Source organism: Faecalicatena contorta (assembly GCF_003149105.1).
GTDB lineage: Bacteria > Bacillota > Clostridia > Lachnospirales > Lachnospiraceae > Muricomes > Muricomes contortus_C.
Genome location: NZ_QGDS01000001.1, coordinates 473,335 through 494,265, shown reverse-complemented (window position 1 = coordinate 494,265; position 20,931 = coordinate 473,335). Strand labels below are relative to the sequence as shown.

Below are 20,931 nucleotides of genomic sequence, written 5' to 3'. Positions count from 1 at the left end.
GAAATGTTACTGCTTTCGTAACTGTTCTGAACAGATACCTGCTTTCATAATCAGACGGTGGGGGAAAAGTTTTGCTCCCATTTGAGCGGCTTTTATCGGTATGCTGTATACAGAAACCGTTTTTCCCTTTCTTGAGTCCAGCAAAGCTTTTTTTACTACGTTCTCAGGCCGGGCCATAGCTGCATTCTTCCATCGGTTTGTCAACTTACCGGATATAGTAAAGAATTCCGTATCGACCGGTCCCGGGCAGACTGCGGTTACCCGGATTCCCTGTCCCTCCAGCTCTGCTCCCAGCCCGTTTGAAAAGCTTAGGACATAGGACTTTGTAGCAGCATAGACGGCAAAGGAAGGCTGGGGGGCAAAAGCAGCCGCGGAAGCCACATTAATAATTCTGCTTCCCTTTGAAAGATAAGGCAGGCAGGCAAGAGTAATCTTTGTCAATGCCCGGCAGTTCAAATCTACCATTTTTGTTTGAATGGAGGGTTCCTTTTCGGCTATTTCTGATACTGTTCCCTTTTTGCCAAAACCTGCGGCATTGACAAGCATGCGGAGTTCAGGCTTTTCGGCCTCCAGGAAATTCTCCAGGTTTGTATAGAAGTGCTCTTCCAGTAAATCTCCCTCAAATATTCTGAGGGGAAGGCAGGACTCTCTTTTGAGAGTTTCCAGACGGTCCCGCCTTCTGGCTATGACCCAGATTTCATCCAGCGTCCTGTAAAAATGAGGAAGCTGCTTTACAAATTCTTTTCCAATTCCGGATGATGCACCGGTAACAATTGCAATCTTCATGATTTATACTCTCCAGGCTCCGTTTTATACTGCTTTCTTTTTATGAACATTCCGTATGGATTTTTTCCTTCCCGCCTTTTGAGGTTTACCGGGCTCTTTTGACTTTGATTTCCCATGGTCAAATTTGCGCGGCCTCACCAGACATTTTTCCCCGAAACCTACTAAATCCTTCCTTCCGGCTTTGCTCAGAGCTTCTACCACCCGGTCATAGTTCTCCGGATTGCGGTATTGGATCAGCGCACGCTGCAATGCTTTTTCATGAGGATTTTTCGGTACGTAAACCTGTTTCATAGTCCGTGGGTCCAGACCGGTATAATACATACATGTGGATATTGTAGATGGTGTGGGATAAAAATCCTGTACCTGTTCCGGCATATAGCCCAAGTCCCGGCAATATTCAGCCAGCTTTACGGCTGCCTTCATATCAGAGCCGGGGTGGGAGGACATCAGGTAGGGAACCAGATACTGTTGTTTTCCTAAATTCCGGTTCATATCTGTAAATGCCCGGGTAAACTTTTCATAAACGGTGTGGCCTGGCTTTCCCATCTTTTCAAGTACTTCATCTGCTACATGTTCAGGAGCGACTTTAAGCTGGCCGCTGACGTGATAATTGCAGAGCTCTCTCAGGAAAGTCTTGTCCTTGTCTTCCAGCAGATAATCAAACCGGATGCCGGAACGGATAAATACTTTTTTTACCTTAGGAACATTTCTTAATTTCTTTAATAATTCGACGTAATCTTTATGGTCTGCCTCCAGATTATTGCAGGGAGCAGGAAACAGGCACTGCTTATCTTTACAGAGCCCATGTTTTAATTGTTTTTTACAAGATGGATGGCGGAAATTTGCTGTCGGTCCGCCTACATCATGGATATATCCTTTAAAATCCGGTTCCCCTGTCAGGAGATTTGCTTCATCCAGCAGAGATTCATGGCTGCGGGCCTGAATTCTTCTTCCCTGATGGAAAGTCAGAGCGCAGAAATTACAGCCGCCAAAACATCCCCGGCTGCTTGTCAGGCTGAATTTAATTTCTTCAATGGCAGGGACTCCGCCAGCTTTTTCATAGGAAGGGTGGTATGTGCGCATGTAGGGGAGTTTGTAAACATCGTCCATCTGTGTCTGGTCTAAAGGCTTGGACGGTGGATTTTGTATCACATACAGGTGCTCTCCATAAGGCTCAGCCAGCCGTTTTCCGGAAAAAGGGTCTGTATTCTGATATTGTGTATAAAAACTTTTAGCATAGGTTTCCCTGCTGTCCGAAAGCTCATTAAAAGAAGGCAGGATAACCGCGTCATAAACAGAATCCAGGCTTTTTACCTTTACCACCGTTCCATCCAGATAAGTCAGGTCCTCCACTGCAATGCCTGCATCCAGTGCCTGGGCAATCTCTACAATAGAGTGCTCTCCCATTCCATAGGAAATAATGTCCGCTCCTGAGTCCAGGAGGATGGAGCGTTTTATTTTGTCAGCCCAGTAATCATAATGGGCAAGCCTGCGCAGACTTGCCTCGATACCGCCTAAAATAACAGGAGTATGTTTGTAAGTCTGGCGGATCAGGTTTCCGTAGACGACAGCCGCATAATCGGGACGTTTCCCCATAACACCTCCCGGCGTATAGGAATCCTGCCTGCGCCGTTTTTTAGAGACAGAATAATGATTTACCATGGAATCCATATTGCCAGCCGATACAAGAAAACCCAGGCGGGGTTCTCCATATTCAGTAATACTCTCCTTTTTCTTCCAGTCCGGCTGAGAGAGAATTCCCACACGAAAACCATAAGATTCCAAAACACGGCTGATAACAGCATGTCCAAAGGAAGGATGGTCCACATAGGCATCCCCTATCACATAGACAAAATCTACCTGCTCCCAGCCTCTTTCCTGCATATCTTTTTTACATAATGGTAAAAACCCCTGGTTCATCGTTTACACTCCACATATTTCATAAGTACGGTTTTCAATATCATAATAATCCCGGATAAAATAATCGGCCAGCTGCCTTTTTTCCCTTTCATCCGGCTTTGAAAATTCATCTTCTACGGCACATACGGTCATTCCCGCATTTTTGCCTGCCTCAATTCCTCTTGGGACATCCTCAAAGACCAGGCAGGACCCCGGGGAAACCCTCAAATCTTCAGCAACCTTCAGATATACATCTGGTGCCGGCTTTCCGGCTGACACTTCGCAGGAAGTCCGTACAGAGGCGAAATAATCCTGGATATGAAGTGACTTTAATGTTGCATCTACTAATTCTCTGGCATTACTGGTGGCAATCCCCATCAGAACGCCCATAGAGCGCATACGCTCCAAAAATTCACGTGCCCCCCGCTTTAATGAAACCTTTGTCTGGTACAGGTCTATAGTCATTTCCATCCATTCCCTGCGCACGTCATCCAATGTACATCTGAGAGAAGGAAAGGTGTCAAGAAAATATTGTGCTGTTTCTGTATAGCTCATTCCTTCTACGGCCTTGTGAAAATTCATAGGTGCACGGAGGTCATATTTTTTCATATATTGTATATCGACTTCCGGCCAAATCCACATAGAATCCACCAGAGAGCCGTCCAAATCAAATATTACTGCTTTTTTATTTTCTAACATAATTCACTTATCTCTTTCTCTGTTAATTTTCTGTATGTTCCCGGCAAAAGCGTATCGTCCAGCTCCAGACTTCCCATACGGATTCTTTTCAGGTAGAGGACTTCTTTTTCCACTGCCTCAAACATCCGCTTTACCTGGTGGAATTTTCCCTCATGTATGGTGACTTCAATTTCTGATATTTCATCTGCATTTAATATAACCAGCTTTGCAGGAAGAGTCCTGTGTTTCTCTCCAATATCCAGTCCGTCAGAAAAGGCTTGTACGTCTGCTTGACTGACGTTTCCTTTTATGCGGGCATAATAGACCTTATCAACATGCTTTTTGGGTGATAAAAGACGATGTGCCATTTTACCATCATTGGTAATCAGAAGCAAACCTTCTGTATCCTTATCCAGCCGCCCTACAGGGAACAAGTCTTTCCGCCGGCGGCTTTCTATCAAGTCCACGACGGTTTGTTCCTTCTTATCTTCTGTTGCAGATACCACGCCCGCAGGTTTGTTCAGCATATAATATTCATATTCCACATAGCTGACACTTCTGCCCTGATATTCCACCTCATCCTGCTCTGTATCAATTTTGGTTTCCGGTCTTTTTACGACCATCCCTCCGATACTTACCTGTCCCTTTACAATTGCTTTTTTTACTTCACTGCGGGTACCCGCTCCCATATCTGCAAGATATTTATCCAGCCTCAGTTTCATGCTTGTTTCCTTTAATTTAATATTGGCACCGCCAGCCAGGAAGATATTTGTTTTTCAATGTCTGCCCGGCAAGTTTCCCGAATCCCAGGGGGTAACCGTCTACACAGACAAGATACCATCCTTTTTCCTTTGCGGATGTTTTATCCTCTACATCCAGTGTCTCTCCCTTTAGATACTTCATGATTCTTTCATCTCCCAGGGAGAAGTCCAGTATCTTGCTGTATTCCTGCTTTTTGAGACACATGGCCAGTGCCTGGCTGGGTTCAAAGCGGTTCTTTTTCAGTTCCCCCAGAAGGAGTCCCGACCTAAGAAAACGTATCCCGCGCATATCGGGAAGGTCTTCCGGCATATAGTAGATTCTTTCACCATGAATATCCAGACGGGATGCATCCAGCTCCCAGCTAATCTCCTTCCAGAAGGCAGCAAGTTCTTCCGGCAGCTTTGCAGCTTTTACAGTGCCTTTTGAAACTTTCTTTTTCTCTCTTTGCCCCGCCCCGGATTCTTCCCGATTTCCTTTTTTCAGGAGGGCAAGATAATGGCCTTCTCCCCGCATCCTGTGAGGGAAGATACGGACCGTTTCAGAAAGGGAATCATTGCCGCTGCTTGAGAGCTCCGGAATTCCAGGGGCGAACCCTTCATAGGGTTCTATCCGGCATAGCTCAAATTCAGGGTATTGGGATAAAAGATATTCTATAACCTGCTCATTCTCAGAGGCATCAAAGGTACAGGTGGAATATAACAAACTGCCGCCGGGGCTGAGCATAGAAGCCGCCTGTGTGATAATACTTCTCTGAAGTTTGGAAAAGAAGCCGGGGCCATGTTCTTCCCAGGCTTTCACCATCTTCTTGTCCTTGCGGAACATTCCTTCCCCGGAACAAGGTGCATCAATCAGAATCTTATCAAAATACTCTGTGAAATACTCTGTGAGTTTTCCAGGTTCTTCACTTAATACCAACATATTTCCAATGCCGAAGAGCTCCAGGTTTTTCAAAAGACCTTTGGCCCTGGAATTACTGATGTCATTTGCAATCAGTACTCCGCTGCCCTTCAGCTTTGCTCCCAATTCCGTTGCTTTTCCACCCGGTGCAGCGCAGATATCTAAAACCCGCTCTCCCGGCTCCACCGGCAGCCTGTCGGCAGGGGTCATGGCACTGGGTTCCTGCAGATAATACAGTCCTGCAAAATAGTAAGGATGCTTTGCGGGATGGATATGCTCTCCGTCATAATAGAATCCATTACGTATCCAGGGAATAGGCTGGAGGGGCCAGGGAGCGATTTTTAAAAAGTCCTCCACACTAATTTTATTTGTATTTACACGGAGGCCAAAGTGGCGCGGCTCATCAAAGCAGCGTATATAATCCTCATATTCCTCGTGCAGCAGATGCTTCATTTTTTCTTCAAAGGCTCTTGGTAAGTTCATTTCAATTCCTCCACATGGAAAAGATTATATCATGAATTTTACAAAATTTATGATATAATTGCCCATGTGCCTTTCGGCCTTAGCCGAAAATATGGCACGGGCTTAAAATTCGCCAGAGGCATATAATATCCTCATTCATGAGGATATTATACCATATTTGACCGGACATTAGTAGTCCAATCTGCACGCCTTACCGTGGATATACACATTTTATTTTATTATTTTCCATGTATCTGAGAACCCAGTAAGGGTTAACACTGATTTCCTCCTCTTTGTGAAATAAGTAAATTCCTACATGAAGATGGACTGGGAAATTTCCCGTTGTGCCTTCTACTGTGCTGTAGCCGGTATCTCCCATATAGCCCAGTAAATCTCCTGCCTGTACGGTATCGCCCTCCTCAATATCCGCATAGGAAGCCATGTGTGCATAGTAAAAATAAGTCCCGCTGGGTGAGACAATGCCAAGCCTCCAGCCTCCTTGCTCCAGCCAGCCTTTATGCCGTACGACTCCGTCTGTCATACTGACCACAGGATAGTATCCTCTCTCATTTTTATCTGCCATGATATCTGTCCCTTCATGGCCCCGCTTTCCTCCATAATTCCGCGGAAACATCCAGGAGTCTACGTAGGATATACCAGCATCCACGTTATTAGATGGTTCCGGAATCGGAAAATATACCACATCATTCCAGATTCCCCTGCACTGGGCTATGTAATTTTCAAAGCCGTCCCTGCCTGCCCATTTATTTTCCAGGCGCTGGAACAATTTTGAATCTGGTACACTTTTTAGTGGTTTTGCACCAAAATTTGTTTCCAACCAATAAAGACCCAGGCTCTCCCCCGGGTCTTTTGTATTCTGTATGCAGTTCAGCATTTCCTCATTCAGTGTCTGTATGCGGAAGGCCTCTTTTGTTACCGTATCCTCATTCAGCCGTGAAAACCCTCCCAATATTAGCAGCTCATGGATACCGATGGAGAGGAAAAAACACAGAAGAAAATTCAGGAGGATATAGTTGTGCACTCTTTTTCGCTTCAATTTTCAGGATATTCCTTTGCAGATTAAACTCCCTCTAAATATATGTTCCCCAGGCTTGCTATTTGCACTTTTTCAGGATTTCTTTGAGAATGTTCCACATTCTCCCTGTGGAATCAATATCCAGGCGCTCGCTTACAGAATGGACATCATACATTCTTGGTCCGAAGGATACACAGTCCAGGTCAGGCTTTTTCCCGGTCAGAAGGCCGCACTCCAGTCCGGCATGTATGGTTGCAATCTCCGGTTTTTTTCCGTAAACCGCCTCAAAAGCCTCCACTACGATTGGACGGATTTTGGAGTCTTTCTTATACATCCATGCGGGATATTCCCCTGAGAAGCCGTAAGTACCTCCCAGGAACTTAGCCCAGCTGAGAAATCTCTCTTTCATTTCCCCCAGCTTTGATGATACGGAGCTTCGAATCAGGAAATCAAAGGAAATCTTACTTTCTTCTGAGAAAACAATGCCAAGGTTGTCGGAGGTCTCCACAAGCCCTTTCAGAGAACGGCTAAAGCCGTCTACACCATTTGGACAGTTATTCAGGAAAAAAATCGCTTTATGTGTATGGTAATCGGACATAACGGAAAGCTCTGCATTTTCTGTATTTTTTATAGTAATATCTAAATCAGGCTCGTCAGTACCAAATTCCTCTTTCCAGGTATGCAGCATATTTTCAATTATCGTTTCTGCCTCCACGCTGTCCTGTACAAGAATTGTGAACTTGCAGACAGATGGAATCACGTTATCTTTGGAGCCTCCCTGGATATTAAAAAGGGAAACCTTCATATCTTGGTTCAGCCGGTTTAAAAGCCTTCCAGCCAGTTTGTTGGCATTTCCTCTCTGTTGGTCAATCTCTACACCGGAATGTCCGCCTTTCAGGCCGCAGATTGTGACCTCCATACAAGTGCCTGTTTTCTGTACTCTGTCAACAGGCAGGTCCATATGGAAAACGACCCCTCCTGCACATCCTGCGATGATGGTGTCTTCATCCTCAGAATCCAGATTCAAAAGCATCTTTCCATTTAGTGGTGACAAATCAATTGCCTTTGCCCCTTCCATTCCCACTTCTTCGTCTACGGTAAGCAGTATTTCCAGAGGAGGATGTGGAATATCCCTGCTTTCAAGCAAAGCAAGTGCCATAGCCACTGCGATTCCGTCATCTGCCCCCAGAGTAGTGTCTCTGGCCTTCACAAAACCGTCCTCCACATAAAGCTTAAGAGGATCTTTTGTAAAATCATGGTCTGAATTTTCTGTCTTTTCACATACCATGTCAAGATGTCCCTGGATGATGACCGGTTCACTATTTTCGTAATCCGGAGTCCCTGGTTTTTTAATGATTACGTTGCAGAGGTTATCCTGGATAACTTCGAGATTCTTATTTTTGGCAAAATTCACACAATAATCACTGACAGCTTTTGTGTTGAACGTCCCTCTCGGTATCTGGCTTAACTCCTCAAAATAATGGAACACTTCCTGGGGTTTTAACCCGTCTAAAATTGACATTTCTCATTCCTCTTTTCCTATCAGTTGTTAGTTTCATTTTGTCACAAGGAGAATAAAAAATCAACCTGTTTCATATATCTTTATTAAGATCTACCAGGGGGACCTTCTATGAAACGTAATCTGGCTGGACTGGGAATCGTTTTATTATTTGTATGCATGCTTATTTCGCCCAAAGCAGTATTTAACGGAGCCAGTGAAGGTCTTCTTTTATGGTTTCAAATCATTTTGCCTACTCTGTTTCCTTTCATCATTATTACAAATCTTTTGCTGTATACGGATAGTATACACTACATATCCAAAGCCTTTGGACGGATTCTGTGCCATATATTTAAAGTATCGGAAAATGGAAGCTTTGCTGTTATCGTTGGATTTTTATGCGGATACCCTATGGGGGCTAAAGTGACGGCTGACTTAATGACCTCCGATTATATTACAGAGGACGAGGGGAGGTATCTGCTTTCTTTTTGCAATAATACCAGCCCTGTTTTTATTTTGAATTTTATCGTGTGGAAAACATTAGGCAGGGAAGACCTGCTGATTCCTTCACTTTTCATTCTGCTGGGCACGCCGATGATGCTCAGTTTTATTTTCCGCAGATTTTATCTTGGAAAAGGGAATCGGTTTCAAGACTTGAAAAAGAATGGACAAAGCAGAAAAAACTGGAATTTTCGTATTATGGATACATGTATTATGGATAGTTTTGAAACGATTGTAAAAGTAGGGGGGTATATTATCCTGTTTTCTGTCATATTGTCCCTTGTCCAGTCATGTCCCTGGCAGCCTGCACTATTTCAGGTTCTGCTTCCGTCACTGGAAGTGACAACCGGAATCGCACTGATTGGAAAATCGGATATTCCATTTGCCCTGCAGTATTCAGCCATTATGGGGCTGACTTCTTTCGGGGGAGTGTGTGCAGTGGCCCAAACCCAGTGCATGATACAGAAAACTCAACTTTCTATCATTTCCTACATAATAGAAAAACTGGCCGCCGCAGGGGCAACCAGTCTGATAGCATTTTTGTATTTACATTTCATCTAACCCATCCTGTGGATAGTAGTCTGGTTCTCCGTCTACAGGCAGCTCCAGCTCCTCACGGTTTGTGCGCACTACATCATAACATTCCTGAAGGGAGTTGATTAATCCATCATATTTTGTGGTGTAGCTATCCAGTGTATGTCCGATGATACTTTCAGCATTTGCCAGTAAATCATCGGTATATTGAATGGCGCCGATGCGGATTGCATTGGCATCCTCGGTGGCATTATCAATAATCTCCTGTGCCTGGGCAGTAGCCTGTGTGACAATCTCATTTGCCTGGGCATAAGCCTGCAGCATAATTTCATGTTCGCTGACCAGTTCTGTGGTCTGCATCTGGGCTTCTTCAATCATAGCGTCTGCCTTTGCCTGTGCATCTGCAATAATTGCATCCCGGTTGCTTATAATCTTCTGGTATCTTTTAATTTCATCGGGTGTTTTCATTCTGAGTTCGCGTAATAACTCATCCAGATGTTCTTTATTTACGATAATCTTTGTAGTAGACAATGGCTGGAATTTACAATCCCTGTCAATGTATTCTTCGATTTCCTCAATAATCTGCTCGATACGACTGCTCATCGTTACACTCTCCTTTTTGCGTTCATCTTTTTCAGCAATTCCACTTCCACAGTTTCCGGCACAAACTGTGATACATCTCCCCCAAAAACTGCAATTTCCTTAACGGTTGTGGAACTGAGGTATGAATATTCAATACTTGTTGTTAAGAACATGGTTTCGACGCGCGGCTCCAGCTTATGATTTGTCTGTGACATCTGCAGCTCATATTCAAAATCAGTAATCGCACGCAGTCCCCGGATGATGACCTCTGCATTTTGTTGTCTTGCAAAATCAACCAATAACCCGTTAAACGGGACAATTTTTATATTTTTTAAGTCTTTTGTGACTTCCTCTAACATTTTAGCACGTTCTTCTACAGAAAACAACGGCATTTTCGCATTATTATTAAGCACTCCGACTACTAATTCATCAACAATCTTATAAGATCTTTTGATGATGTCCAAATGCCCGTATGTGACAGGATCAAAACTTCCCGGATAGATGGCTCTTAACATATTTCTTCCTTCCCTGCCTTTTCGATGAAGACATGCTTGTTTGCTTTGTATACTTTTTCTTTTATGCAGGAAAAACCTAGTTCTTCAAGATAGGAGAAATCCGTTTCTATGGAAGATTCCACGATGATAACAGTATCATCATACACCATCTGAGAGTCGCAGAGATATTCCAGCACTTTCCTTTCCAATCCCTGATTATAAGGAGGATCCATAAAAATGAAATCAAATTCTTTCTCGCCTTCTAATTGGTAAAGTGCCGCCATAACATCCCGCGTCAGAGTCAGTGCTTTTGATTCCAGCCGGGTTGTCTTTAAGTTCTCCTTAATGCATGCCATGGCCTTGGGATTACTCTCTACAAAAATTGCTTCCCTGGATCCGCGGCTCAATGCTTCTATCCCAATTCCTCCGCTGCCGCTGAATAAATCTAAAAATACACTGTCATAGATAAACGGTGTAATCATATTAAATAATGTCTCTTTTATTCTATCTGTTGTCGGCCTTGTATCAAACCCGTCTAATGTCTTTAACTGTAATCTTTTCGCACTTCCTGCGATGACTCTCATAGACAACACACCCTCATTCTGCTTTTGTTTCCTTACTTATGCATCTTAGGCTTGGTCTTTCAAGCTTTAGTTGCAAAGTACATCCTGTCGACTTGCTTATACTACTTAGTGAGGCTTTTCCGAACTTAGTAGTAAAGCACAACCTGCTGGCTTAGTGAGGTTTTTTCGAACTTAGCAGCATGGTTGTTTCCTTTAGTGACATGGATGTTTCCTTATAATGCTGAATTTTAGCAGAAAAAAGCACTCAGGTCAATCCCAAGTGCTTTTTCTTACGAAATTTGATTCAAAGTGGTTGGTTATTTACCAGCCATCTGTCTTTCCTGCTGTTCGATCATTTTCTTAACCATATAACCGCCAACAGAACCGTTCTGTCTTGAAGTTAAATCTCCGTTGTAACCATCAGTAAGCGGTACTCCAAGCTCACTTGCTACCTCATATTTGAATTTGTCCAGTGCACTCTTTGCTTCTGGTACGGCTGCTCGATTAGATGAACGACTTGCCATGATAGTTTCCTCCTTTTCGTAACTTCTGTTACTTTTTCAGATTTTTTTATAACACTGCTGTGTGTTACAATCATAGTATATGGAGGAATTCATCTTTTACTCTGGAAGTTCCTGCTTTCTTTGGTATAATTTTCTTTATTTTTTAAAGTGTCGTTTCCAGCATTACTTCAGACATATAATGATTCAAATATGCTTTCAATTTTATATATTTTTCCTGTATCAGTTCCGGATCATCGGCCAGAATTTCCTCCGCAGCGCTATTCGCCGCCTGCAAAGTTTTTGCATCTTGAAATACATCTCCCAGACGGAAATCCAGAATCCCGCTTTGGCGGATTCCAAATAAGTCTCCTGGTCCTCTAAGCCGCAGATCTTCGGAGGCAATAAAAAACCCATCATTAGATTTATTTAATATTTCCAGCCGTTCTCTTGTTTCTTTTGCTTTTGAAGCACTCATAAAAATACAGTAAGACTGATATTTCCCTCTGCCTACCCTTCCCCTGAGCTGGTGGAGCTGGGCCAGGCCGAACCGTTCTGCGTTTTCAATCAGCATGACTGTAGAATTTGGAACATCAATTCCTACTTCAATGACGGTAGTGGAAACTAAAACTTGGATTTCATTTCTTCCGAAAGCATCCATAATTTCATCTTTTTGGGCCTGCTTCATTTTTCCGTGGAGATAAGCAATCTGTATGTTGTCTCCGATAGCCTCTTTGAGAAGCTGGGTATAATCTATAACATTTTCTGCTTCCAGGTGTTCACTTTCCTCTACCATAGGGCAGATAACATAGCATTGGCGCCCTTCTGAGACCTGTTTTTGGATAAATCGGTAAGCAGTATCACGATACCCGGTATCTACTACACAATTTTTTATGGGAAGTCTGTTTTTGGGAAGCTCATCGATGACTGAAATATCCAAATCACCATACAGAATAATCGCCAGTGTCCTTGGAATGGGAGTTGCACTCATAACAAGAATGTGTGGCATCGCTCCCTTTCCGGCCAGAGCTTCTCTTTGCTTTACGCCAAACCGGTGCTGCTCGTCCGTTACTACCAGAGCCAGATGATGATACTCCACCTTGTCCTGTATCAGTGCATGAGTACCAACAATAATATCAGCCTCTCCTGAGGCAATCTTTTCGTAAGTCTCTCTCTTTTCTTTTGCTGTCATAGAACCAGTCAGAAGTACTATTTTCAGAGGAATATTGTATTGCCGGAACATAGAAAGGATATTTTCGTAATGCTGTTTTGCCAGCACTTCCGTAGGGGCCATCATTGCACCCTGATATCCGCCAAGTCCCGCAAGCATCAGACCCAGCAAAGCCACAATAGTTTTACCGGAACCAACATCACCTTGAATGAGCCGGGACATGACATGAGGTCCCGACATATCTTTTTTTATTTCAGCCCATACTTTTTTCTGGGCATCCGTCAGTTCATAAGGCAATGCATTTAAAAAGGCATCTATTTGAGGAAATTCCCGGAAGGTAAAGCCATTTGGCACCTTGTCTTCTCTTGTTTTTAATATTCTGAGTGATAGAATGAAAACCAAAAATTCTTCAAATACCAGACGTTCTCTGGCCTGATAGAATTCTTCCTTGCTTTCGGGAAAATGAACACCTCTCATTGCAAAGTTATATTCTGCCAGGTGGTATTTCAGCCGGATATCTTCCGGCAGAAATTCCTGCTTCAAATCAAGGGCTTCCATTGCCTGCAGCATGGCCTTTTTCACTGCATTATTGGTAAGCCCTGCCGTCAGAGGATAAACTGGCTGGAGAGTGTTTCGTTTTTCTTCATATTTTGCACTGGGATAGAAAATCTCAGGATGTTCCATCACCAGGCCGTCCCGTCTTCTGACAACCCTGCCGCGCAATGTGATGACACCTCCACGCAGCGTGTTTTTCAGAAAAGGCATGCGGAACCATATTACCTTTAACGTTCCGGTTAAATCTTTTACAAACAGTCTGGTTACCTGCATCTTACGGTTTCCATCAAACTGAACCTTGCCGAATATTGCGCCAGTAACAGTTACTGTCTTTCCTTCCTCTACTTCCCCCACAGGGACAGCGTCATCATAGACATCATATCCTCTTGGATAATAGCGAAGCAGTTCGCCGATTGTCCGCACACCGGCTTTTTCGAACAAGGCCTGTGTCTTGTCCCCGATTCCTTTTAGTGTGCTGATTTTAGAATTTTCATTCATAGTGTATTCTACTCTACCGATAATACATAATAATAAATTGGCTGACCTCCAAAGTGAGCATCCACGTCCGCATCCGGATACAGTTCTTCAATCTCCTGGGCAAAGCGCATTGCATCTTCCTCCAGAACATCTTTACCATAATACAGGCTGATTAATTCTGTATCGTCATCAACCTGAAGGGAAAGCATTTCTTTTGTTACGGCTTCTACAGACTGGCCCACGGATAAAATTCCCTCATCCCCGATTCCCATGATGTCTCCCTCATGGATTTCTTTATCATCAATGTGGGTATCTCTTACAGCGTATGTGACCTGTCCTGTCTTCACATTCTGGATTTCTTCATTCATATTCTTTTCATTTGTATCAATATCAGCTTCCGGCATATAATTAATGACTGCCGTGATTCCCTGGGGAACAGTTTTAGTCGGTATTACAAGGATGTCCTTATCCTTTGTCAGGGACTGTGCCTGATTTGCCGCCAAAATGATATTCTTATTGTTAGGAAGTATGAAAATATGGTCTGCATTGACTGAATCAATAGCTGTCAGCATGTCTTCCGTACTTGGATTCATGGTCTGTCCGCCTTCAATGATATAATCAACGCCCAGTTCTTTAAAGATATCGTTCATTCCATCTCCGATAGAAACTGCAATAAAACCGACTTCCTTTCTGGGACCTTCCATTTTTTTCGCCTGCTGCTCTGCCGCCAGCTTTTCAGAATCCCGGATGAGCTTTTCCTGATGTTCCTCACGCATATTATCAATCTTCATCCGTGAGAGCTGTCCGTAAGTCAATGCTTTTTGAATAGCCAGACCCGGATCATTGGTGTGCACATGGATCTTCACGATGTCATCATCTGCCACACATACAATAGAATCTCCGATAGATTCAAGATATGCTTTAAAATCCATCTCATTTTTTTCGGAAAATTCTTTTTCAGTCATAATAATGAATTCCGTACAATAACCAAACTTAATATCCGCAGTGGCTTCTGCTCCCGGTTTTACAATAGTGGTTCCAGGGCTTGCTTCAAGAGCACTGTAATCAATTTCCTTGCCCAGGAAGGCATCATAAGCACCGTTAAGCACTTCTAAAAGACCCTGTCCCCCAGAATCCACAACCCCAGCTTCCTTAAGGACAGGGAGCATATCCGGTGTTTTAGAAAGTACATACTCTGCATGCTTTATTACTTCGGGAATAAATATTTCCAAATCAGCCGTTGTCTCTGCCAGCTCGGCCGCTTTTTGGGCAATCCCTTTTGCAACAGTAAGTATAGTTCCTTCCTTTGGCTTCATAACCGCTTTGTACGCCGTTGCCTGGGCACGGTCACAGGCTCTGGCAAGAATCTTCACATCAATCTCTTTATATTCGCGTATTTCCTTTGTAAATCCCCTGAGAAGCTGGGAAAGGATAACGCCGGAGTTTCCTCTGGCGCCACGCAGTGAACCGGAAGAGATTGCCTTGGACAAAGACTGCATATCCGGCCCAATCAGTGAAGTTACTTCTTTTGCTGCGGACATAATTGTCAGCGTCATATTCGTTCCCGTATCTCCGTCAGGAACCGGAAATACATTCAGTTCATTAATAAATTCCTTTTTTGCTTCCAGATTAGCTGCTCCTGCTAAAAACATCTTTGTAAGCAGCTCTGCATTTATCGTATTTGTTGCCACGACAAGTATCCTCCTTAATCAATCACTCTGACACCTTCGACAAAGATATTTATTTTATCTACGGTCATTCCAGTAAATTCTTCTACCTTATATTTTACGTTGTTCATCAGATTGTCAGAAACTGAAAGAATATTTACTCCGTATGCAACAATCACATGAAAATTTAGCTTTAGAACATTATCATCGGATAGTTCTACCTGGATTCCATGGGTGAGGCTCTCTTTCTTCAGCAGCCTTACCAGTCCATCCTTCATATTAACCGCAGCCATCCCGACAATACCAAAACATTCTACTGCCACAGAGCCTGCATACTTGGCAATTACATCCGGGTTGATTGTAATAATTCCAAGTTCCGTACTCATACTGCCCTTCATCATATATTACCTCCAATTCTTAAATGGATTTTTGAACATAATCAACACAGGTATTATACTCTGTTTGGATGAATTTTACAATATGGATTCAAAAAGTATTGATTTTTCATTTTACTTCCAAAAATTCAAAAAAGTGCTTGCATTAGGAAGTTCTTTCTGATAAAATAACAGTGTTGTGAGCCTATATAGGCTATTTCAGATTGTTAGGAGGTGCAATGATGGCTAAATGTGCTATTTGTGAAAAGGGTGCCCATTTCGGTAATAACGTAAGTCACTCTCATAGAAAAACACCAAAAATGTGGAAATCAAATGTAAAGTCCGTTAGAGTTAAGACAGAAGGCGGAGCAAAAAAGATGTACGTTTGTACTTCCTGTTTAAAATCAGGATGCGTAGAACGTGCTTAATGACATTTAAAAGACACGGGAGTACTCACACAACAGTGAGTACTTTTTTTGCGTCAGCCGGGAGCAAACAGGGATCCGCACCAGGCGAACCCTCTCTCTCCGCTACCCGCAGAACAGCTTATACCCCGCCGCCAGACAAATCAGCGTTATGATCAGACCAAATGCATTTGGCAATACAAGCATCAAAAGCATTCCGGCTGCAAACCACAATAATGCGAATCCTACTACTCTTTTCATAATCTCTCGCTTCCGGCATGGGTTTGCTACTATTCTATGCAGCTCTATTTAAATTTGTGCATCATTTTTTTGAGATTCTTCAGAACTTAAAATGTCCATAACATCGTCTTCCGTGACCTTCTCTTCTTTTGCTGTAAATTTATCTACTACATCCGGTACCATATCCAAAATTTTAGTAATGGTATCCTGGTTCTTGATGTTTACTAGTTTTGTTGTACCATTTTTGATAACCAAAACTGCACTGGGGCTTATTTTCCCGCCCAGACCGCCTGTGCCTCTGTCTTTTTTATCACCGGACAGGTATCCAGCCCCCATACCAAAGGATACGTCCACGAGAGGAAGGATGATGGTATCATTAATATGGATAGCATCCCCTACTACCGTTTTGGATGTTATTACATGATCCATGCCCTGAAATAAAGCTTCCACTGTTTTCTTGAAATTGTTTTCTTCTGCCATGCCTGCTCCTCCTTAATTTAAAATATGTTTTATTCTTGCTGATGTAAGTTATTCCTGTGTATATCAAAATTACAGATTAAATTTTCTGATGTGCCGGAATGTGGTGCGGACGTTTTTGTCCCATACCAGATTCCAAAATGATATGATAAGGTATAATGCACGTATATTCCCGGAAATGAATATTTCTCCCTCAAGTATCTCCTGATCAAAGTCGGGCCGGATATCTATATGTTTTCCAAAAAATGGATAAATCATACTGCCGATTGCCAGAACATAGCCTGTAATACTGGGATCTTCAAATCCAAAATGAGCCAAGATCTTTAATTTCTGCGGCTTAAGAAAACGAAGAAGCCGCTTTAATTCTGTAAGTGTTGTCATGAGGGCTGATTTATGGACCTCATCTGTGATAAATTCCAGCAGCTTATCTTTTTTCTCCAACAGTGATTTTATCGTATCACAGATTTTGAAAATTGTATATTTTATCTTTTGGTAAAGGGCCTTTATTTTATTTAGGATCTTTTCATATAGTTCCCGTATTTTAGAAAATAAGTTTTTTTGCGGTTTCGTGTCATCTGCTGTCTTTTCAGTTATTTTTGCAGGTTCTGGTGTGAGGAGAGCCGCAGGTGTTTCTTTTCTTTGTTCTTTCTCTTCTCTTTTTTCCGTCTTTTCCTCTTTTTTGTAAGGAAGTTCTTCAGGTACTTTTTTAGCTGGAATTTTCAGTTCGTCTTCCCATTCTTCCTCCATTTCAGCAGGTCGTTCCTCTATGCCCGGAAGCCAGTTTTTCCATGCAATCCGGATTTTCCAGTCTAGTTTTCCGTCCTCATAGGTCACGTGTCCGCTGACAAGATGAAGAAACCAGGAAAATCTGACCCTGCCGCGCAGAGAGTCCAGTGTCCCTTTACAATCTGCCTCCCCCCGGTAGCACAGAGGCGTAAAAAGAACGACACAAACAAGCAATACGAATAATCCAAGTACTGCCAGCAATATCCATGCTATAATTTTCAGAATTAACAGGATTATATGTAACATCCGTTCTCACACTCTGCCTTCCCCGTATTCTTTTTGACGTATATATCTGCTCAGGACCATGAGCAGATACGCCACAAGCCCATGAAAATTGCCCTTGGCGATGGGGCTTGCTGTTACATCTTCAACGTTTTCACACGGGCTGTGCAGTAAATGCACAGTCCTGTCCTGAACAGTTACTTTGACGTTCCATAATATAACCGCGTATATCCACATCTTCGGTTCTTTCATAAATCTCTTTCACAATGTGCTCTATCAGGTGCAGAGCCCCGTTATATCCTTTGGCAATGCCTACTACAAACAGCGGAGTATCTTCGTAAATGTGCTGTTTCAGTAACAGAGAGGAATAAAACTCCAGGTGGTTTTGCTTTCCCTGTGCCAGGGTTATCACATAGACAAAAGGCTGTGCAGAATTTGCTTTTAGCTTCTGCAAAACCTTCTCTTTTTTAATTTCCAGGTCTTTGCTGACATATAAGTCACAGTAAAATGTCATCTGCATCGTATTCACCGCCAGGTTCTAATAGTAATAAGAATCCAATATCTGCTTTGCAATCGGCACTGCCTTTGCTCCGTCGTTTCCATCGTACCCTTCTATAATTACACTGATAACCAGCTCAGGATTGTCCACATTTGTGAATCCCATAAACCAGGAGTGAGTCTTCTCCCCATCATCCATACTGTATTCTGCCGTACCAGTTTTTCCGGCAGCGGTATAAGACTGGCCGGACAGCAGCGCAGCGGTACCTTCGTCCACAACAGCTTTCATATAATCCTTTAACTGTGCGGCTTCATCTAATGTCATAAGCTTCCGGTAGCTTTTCGGTACATTTTTACGGATTTCAGCCCCTGTGTAATTGGTTACTTTTTCAACGAGATAAGGTTCCATTAATGTTCCTCCGTTGGCAATGGCTGATGTAATCAGTGCCATATGATATGGGCTGACCAGGGTTTCTCCCTGCCCCATAGCTGTCATCATCATCTCTGCACTGTTAGAACTTTCCGTAATTTTAAAAGAACTTTTGGAGGAATCCAGCACAGAAGGCAGCTTTTTATTAAACAACAATTCTTCCGCTGTATTCCGGAAGGCGGTTTTATTTAAAGATAGTCCAATGTTTGCAAAGGAGGAGTTACATGAATTTGCCATAGAGCTTCTCAAATCCTCCAGTCCGTGTGCCGTATTATCAAAACAGTGAATGGTTGTTCCTTCTGTTGTGATTTCTCCTGCACATTCGTAGCTGTAATTTTGATAATCAGCGTGTTCCCGCATATATTCCAGAGCAGTCACCACTTTAAATGTAGAACCAGGTGCATAGAGCCCCTGGGAAGCTCGGTTCAGCAGAGGGCTTTGGCTGTCATCTGAGTTCAGGGCTTCCCAGTTGGCCTCCACACTGTTAGGGTCATAAGAAGGACCGGAAACCATGGCTAAAATTTTACCTGTGCTTGCTTCCATCACAACCACAGCCCCTTTATTGCTGCCAAGTGCATCGTAAGCAGCCTGCTGTAAATCTGCATCCAGAGTTGTGACAACGGTATCACCCATGTTTTTTTCATCTTTAAACTCATTTATAAATTTTTGTACGAAAAAGGCATTAGAGGTAAGTAATTCGAAGTTTTCCACTGACTCCAGGCCGCTTTTTCCTGCAGACGGATAACTATATCCAATGACATGGGCGAATACTGCCCCATAGGGGTAACTGCGTATTTCAGTCCCATCCTCCAAAACCTCTGTCTCCGCCAGTATAGTTCCATTTCTGTCTGCGATATTTCCCCGTATAATTCTGTCGGCAAATGCGTCCTGCCGTTCATTATAGGGACTGTTTACAATGGTTTTTGCACGTACAATATTAAAATATACAATATAGGTCATCAAGGCCAGAAACAAAGCGACAAAGAAATAAGTTACCCTAGCGAACTCTTTGTTTCGGAACTTCTTCAAACGCTGGTTTTTTCCTCTGTTGTTTTTTCCTCGGGGCCTTTTCTGACGGCTCACTTCTTCGAAATTCTCTCTCTCTTCTCTTCTCAATAATCTCTTCCTCGTCTTCCCTTAAAATATACAGACCCTGTATGATCCCAAACATAATCATGGTACTCAGCATAGAGCTTCCTCCATAACTGACCAGCGGCAGAGTAACCCCGGTGGAGGGGATAAACTTCGTAACACCGCCGATTGTCAGGAATACCTGGAATATATAACAGGTTCCAAGACCAAGAGCAATCAATTTATAGAACTGGTTGCGGATTGCCATAGCAATATTTAAAAACATCACATAGCAGCTAACACATACCAAAACCAGACACAATGCAAAAATAAGACCCATCTCCTCCGAGATTGCGGAAAATATAAAATCTTCCGCTGCCACAGGGATACTGTCTGGCAGTCCCTGGTGCAGCCCCATCCCGAACCAGCTTCCTGTTCCGATTGCAAAAAGAGATTGGGCAACCTGATATCCGCCCTCGCTGTAGGAAGCAAAAGGATCCTTCCAGGCGGAAACCCTGACCTGGATATGGTAAAACAAATGATATGCCATAACGGCGGCCACACTGCCGCCTCCGATTCCTGCCAAAGCATACAAAGGCTGCCTTGTTGCCACATAAAGCATCACCAGGTATACCACGAACATAATCAGGGCAGCTCCCAGATCGGTGGAAAAAACCAGTATCAGTACATGGAGTGCCGCCACCGCCGTAGTTATCACGATGTTTTTAAATTCTGTAGATTTATTCAGGCTTGCAGCCACGAAAAATACAAATAATATTTTCACAAATTCAGAAGGCTGGATTCCAAATCCCGCTATGGTAAATCCCAGTTTTGCACCGCCGGAAATCTGTCCTAACACAGCAACGATGCCCAATGCCAGAATTCCGGTTCCTGCATAGATATAAGTCCAGTCCTTCAAAGCTCTGAGCTTGCGTATTATCACCGGAACGATGAGTCCGATAACCATCCCTGCCATTGCAAATATAAACTGCTTTACTGCTTTTTGATAGGTGAGACGCGTAATCATGATAAAACCAATGCTCAGCAGCATACACATATTATTAAGAATCAGCCGGGATACTTTTGGATAAAAAACCCGGTAAAGTATGAGCACTGCAGTCAATAGCAAGACCTGTGCTCCATAAAAAAGCATAAGCTTTTGCTCATTTGTCTGCAGATACATTACAAAATATGCTGTAAACTGGAGCAAAAACATTAGTACGTTCTGACGTATCAGTATCCATTTTTTGTCTTCCTCGTATTCCTGTGCGAATACAGAAAAACACGAAAATGTATAAACTGACATCAGTATAATTATGATATATTTCGATAATTCTACTAATATATTAACCATCTTTCACCTGTTT

22 protein-coding genes are annotated in these 20,931 nt (G+C 43.0%); 2 read left to right on the top strand and 20 right to left on the bottom strand.

The features are described 5' to 3' along the window. Nucleotides 1-6: 6 nt before the first annotated feature. From A8805_RS02355 to A8805_RS02325, 7 genes are all read right to left on the bottom strand, one after another. Nucleotides 7-786 (bottom strand): SDR family NAD(P)-dependent oxidoreductase, encoded by a 780-nt coding sequence (locus A8805_RS02355; RefSeq protein WP_109708591.1) that lies wholly within the window; start codon nt 784-786, stop codon nt 7-9. A 24-nt stretch (nt 787-810) separates the two neighbouring features. Next, nucleotides 811-2,706, bottom strand: coding sequence for a YgiQ family radical SAM protein (locus A8805_RS02350; RefSeq protein ID WP_109708590.1), 1,896 nt, complete (start codon nt 2,704-2,706; stop codon nt 811-813). Nucleotides 2,707-2,709: 3 nt separating this feature from the next. After that, nucleotides 2,710-3,384 (bottom strand): HAD family hydrolase, encoded by a 675-nt coding sequence (locus tag A8805_RS02345; protein ID WP_109708589.1) that lies wholly within the window; start codon nt 3,382-3,384, stop codon nt 2,710-2,712. After that, a complete protein-coding gene (locus A8805_RS02340) occupies nt 3,378-4,085 on the bottom strand; it encodes a pseudouridine synthase (RefSeq protein WP_109708588.1) in 708 nt (235 codons plus the stop codon). Before A8805_RS02340 ends, A8805_RS02345 begins: the two co-directional genes overlap by 7 nt. A gap of 16 nt (nt 4,086-4,101) precedes the next feature. Continuing rightward, complete coding sequence (locus A8805_RS02335; RefSeq protein ID WP_109708587.1) at nt 4,102-5,505, bottom strand: RsmF rRNA methyltransferase first C-terminal domain-containing protein; 1,404 nt, start codon at nt 5,503-5,505, stop codon at nt 4,102-4,104. Between the two features lie 190 nt (nt 5,506-5,695). Next, a complete protein-coding gene (locus A8805_RS02330; protein WP_242992226.1) occupies nt 5,696-6,541 on the bottom strand; it encodes a M23 family metallopeptidase in 846 nt (281 codons plus the stop codon). A gap of 58 nt (nt 6,542-6,599) precedes the next feature. After that, the gene (locus A8805_RS02325) at nt 6,600-8,042 is read right to left on the bottom strand and encodes an aminoacyl-histidine dipeptidase (protein WP_109708586.1); all 1,443 of its coding nucleotides are present in this window, start codon (nt 8,040-8,042) and stop codon (nt 6,600-6,602) included. A 108-nt stretch (nt 8,043-8,150) separates the two neighbouring features. Here A8805_RS02325 and A8805_RS02320 point away from each other — a divergent pair, with 108 nt between their 5' ends. After that, nucleotides 8,151-9,080 (top strand): transporter, encoded by a 930-nt coding sequence (locus A8805_RS02320; protein WP_109708585.1) that lies wholly within the window; start codon nt 8,151-8,153, stop codon nt 9,078-9,080. Here A8805_RS02320 and A8805_RS02315 read toward each other — a convergent pair. From A8805_RS02315 to A8805_RS02285, 7 genes are all read right to left on the bottom strand, one after another. Continuing rightward, on the bottom strand, nt 9,066-9,656 hold the full coding sequence (locus tag A8805_RS02315) for an ATPase (RefSeq protein ID WP_109708584.1): 591 nt from the start codon (nt 9,654-9,656) through the stop codon (nt 9,066-9,068). The genes A8805_RS02320 and A8805_RS02315 overlap by 15 nt on opposite strands. Nucleotides 9,657-9,658: 2 nt before the next feature. Continuing rightward, entirely contained in the window at nt 9,659-10,150 is a 492-nt protein-coding gene (coaD, locus tag A8805_RS02310) for a pantetheine-phosphate adenylyltransferase (protein WP_109708583.1), read from the bottom strand. Next, nucleotides 10,144-10,719 carry a 16S rRNA (guanine(966)-N(2))-methyltransferase RsmD gene (rsmD, locus tag A8805_RS02305; protein WP_278321210.1) on the bottom strand — a complete coding sequence of 192 codons (576 nt, stop codon included), beginning with the start codon at nt 10,717-10,719 and terminating at the stop codon, nt 10,144-10,146. The genes coaD and rsmD overlap by 7 nt, the downstream gene beginning before the upstream one ends. Nucleotides 10,720-11,009: 290 nt before the next feature. Then, the gene (locus tag A8805_RS02300) at nt 11,010-11,216 is read right to left on the bottom strand and encodes an alpha/beta-type small acid-soluble spore protein (RefSeq protein ID WP_109708581.1); all 207 of its coding nucleotides are present in this window, start codon (nt 11,214-11,216) and stop codon (nt 11,010-11,012) included. 142 nt (nt 11,217-11,358) lie between these two features. Next, nucleotides 11,359-13,416: an ATP-dependent DNA helicase RecG gene (gene recG / locus A8805_RS02295; protein ID WP_109708580.1), complete on the bottom strand. Its 2,058-nt coding sequence runs from the start codon at nt 13,414-13,416 to the stop codon at nt 11,359-11,361. An 8-nt stretch (nt 13,417-13,424) separates the two neighbouring features. Beyond that, on the bottom strand, nt 13,425-15,086 hold the full coding sequence (locus A8805_RS02290) for a DAK2 domain-containing protein (protein ID WP_109708579.1): 1,662 nt from the start codon (nt 15,084-15,086) through the stop codon (nt 13,425-13,427). A gap of 14 nt (nt 15,087-15,100) precedes the next feature. Continuing rightward, nucleotides 15,101-15,460 (bottom strand): Asp23/Gls24 family envelope stress response protein, encoded by a 360-nt coding sequence (locus A8805_RS02285; RefSeq protein ID WP_181392724.1) that lies wholly within the window; start codon nt 15,458-15,460, stop codon nt 15,101-15,103. Between the two features lie 218 nt (nt 15,461-15,678). On the opposite strand from A8805_RS02285, the gene rpmB reads away from it, so the two are divergent. After that, on the top strand, nt 15,679-15,864 hold the full coding sequence (rpmB, locus tag A8805_RS02280) for a 50S ribosomal protein L28 (RefSeq protein WP_009244733.1): 186 nt from the start codon (nt 15,679-15,681) through the stop codon (nt 15,862-15,864). A gap of 102 nt (nt 15,865-15,966) precedes the next feature. Here rpmB and A8805_RS22740 read toward each other — a convergent pair whose 3' ends face one another. From A8805_RS22740 to A8805_RS02255, 6 genes are all read right to left on the bottom strand, one after another. Further along, on the bottom strand, nt 15,967-16,101 hold the full coding sequence (locus tag A8805_RS22740) for a hypothetical protein (RefSeq protein ID WP_278321209.1): 135 nt from the start codon (nt 16,099-16,101) through the stop codon (nt 15,967-15,969). 48 nt (nt 16,102-16,149) lie between these two features. Continuing rightward, nucleotides 16,150-16,560 carry a GerW family sporulation protein gene (locus A8805_RS02275; protein ID WP_109708577.1) on the bottom strand — a complete coding sequence of 137 codons (411 nt, stop codon included), beginning with the start codon at nt 16,558-16,560 and terminating at the stop codon, nt 16,150-16,152. Between the two features lie 69 nt (nt 16,561-16,629). Next, entirely contained in the window at nt 16,630-17,589 is a 960-nt protein-coding gene (locus A8805_RS02270) for a DUF2953 domain-containing protein (RefSeq protein WP_109708576.1), read from the bottom strand. A gap of 130 nt (nt 17,590-17,719) precedes the next feature. Beyond that, complete coding sequence (locus A8805_RS02265) at nt 17,720-18,085, bottom strand: hypothetical protein (RefSeq protein ID WP_109708575.1); 366 nt, start codon at nt 18,083-18,085, stop codon at nt 17,720-17,722. Nucleotides 18,086-18,103: 18 nt separating this feature from the next. Beyond that, on the bottom strand, nt 18,104-19,453 hold the full coding sequence (locus A8805_RS02260) for a peptidoglycan D,D-transpeptidase FtsI family protein (protein WP_109708798.1): 1,350 nt from the start codon (nt 19,451-19,453) through the stop codon (nt 18,104-18,106). A 37-nt stretch (nt 19,454-19,490) separates the two neighbouring features. Further along, entirely contained in the window at nt 19,491-20,918 is a 1,428-nt protein-coding gene (locus A8805_RS02255; protein ID WP_109708574.1) for an FtsW/RodA/SpoVE family cell cycle protein, read from the bottom strand. Nucleotides 20,919-20,931 lie beyond the last annotated feature (13 nt).

Coding starts and splice junctions, on each gene's coding strand:
- recG (WP_109708580.1), bottom strand. CDS start 13,416: ATGAATGAAAATTCTAAAATCAGCACACTAAAAGGAATCGGGGACAAG.
- A8805_RS02270 (WP_109708576.1), bottom strand. CDS start 17,589: ATGTTACATATAATCCTGTTAATTCTGAAAATTATAGCATGGATATTG.
- A8805_RS02350 (WP_109708590.1), bottom strand. CDS start 2,706: ATGAACCAGGGGTTTTTACCATTATGTAAAAAAGATATGCAGGAAAGA.
- rpmB (WP_009244733.1), top strand. CDS start 15,679: ATGGCTAAATGTGCTATTTGTGAAAAGGGTGCCCATTTCGGTAATAAC.
- A8805_RS02265 (WP_109708575.1), bottom strand. CDS start 18,085: ATGCAGATGACATTTTACTGTGACTTATATGTCAGCAAAGACCTGGAA.
- A8805_RS02255 (WP_109708574.1), bottom strand. CDS start 20,918: ATGGTTAATATATTAGTAGAATTATCGAAATATATCATAATTATACTG.
- coaD (WP_109708583.1), bottom strand. CDS start 10,150: ATGTTAAGAGCCATCTATCCGGGAAGTTTTGATCCTGTCACATACGGG.
- A8805_RS02275 (WP_109708577.1), bottom strand. CDS start 16,560: ATGGCAGAAGAAAACAATTTCAAGAAAACAGTGGAAGCTTTATTTCAG.
- A8805_RS02320 (WP_109708585.1), top strand. CDS start 8,151: ATGAAACGTAATCTGGCTGGACTGGGAATCGTTTTATTATTTGTATGC.
- A8805_RS02355 (WP_109708591.1), bottom strand. CDS start 786: ATGAAGATTGCAATTGTTACCGGTGCATCATCCGGAATTGGAAAAGAA.
- A8805_RS22740 (WP_278321209.1), bottom strand. CDS start 16,101: ATGAAAAGAGTAGTAGGATTCGCATTATTGTGGTTTGCAGCCGGAATG.
- A8805_RS02300 (WP_109708581.1), bottom strand. CDS start 11,216: ATGGCAAGTCGTTCATCTAATCGAGCAGCCGTACCAGAAGCAAAGAGT.
- A8805_RS02325 (WP_109708586.1), bottom strand. CDS start 8,042: ATGTCAATTTTAGACGGGTTAAAACCCCAGGAAGTGTTCCATTATTTT.
- A8805_RS02315 (WP_109708584.1), bottom strand. CDS start 9,656: ATGAGCAGTCGTATCGAGCAGATTATTGAGGAAATCGAAGAATACATT.
- A8805_RS02340 (WP_109708588.1), bottom strand. CDS start 4,085: ATGAAACTGAGGCTGGATAAATATCTTGCAGATATGGGAGCGGGTACC.
- A8805_RS02345 (WP_109708589.1), bottom strand. CDS start 3,384: ATGTTAGAAAATAAAAAAGCAGTAATATTTGATTTGGACGGCTCTCTG.
- A8805_RS02285 (WP_181392724.1), bottom strand. CDS start 15,460: ATGAAGGGCAGTATGAGTACGGAACTTGGAATTATTACAATCAACCCG.
- A8805_RS02260 (WP_109708798.1), bottom strand. CDS start 19,453: ATGACCTATATTGTATATTTTAATATTGTACGTGCAAAAACCATTGTA.
- A8805_RS02335 (WP_109708587.1), bottom strand. CDS start 5,505: ATGAACTTACCAAGAGCCTTTGAAGAAAAAATGAAGCATCTGCTGCAC.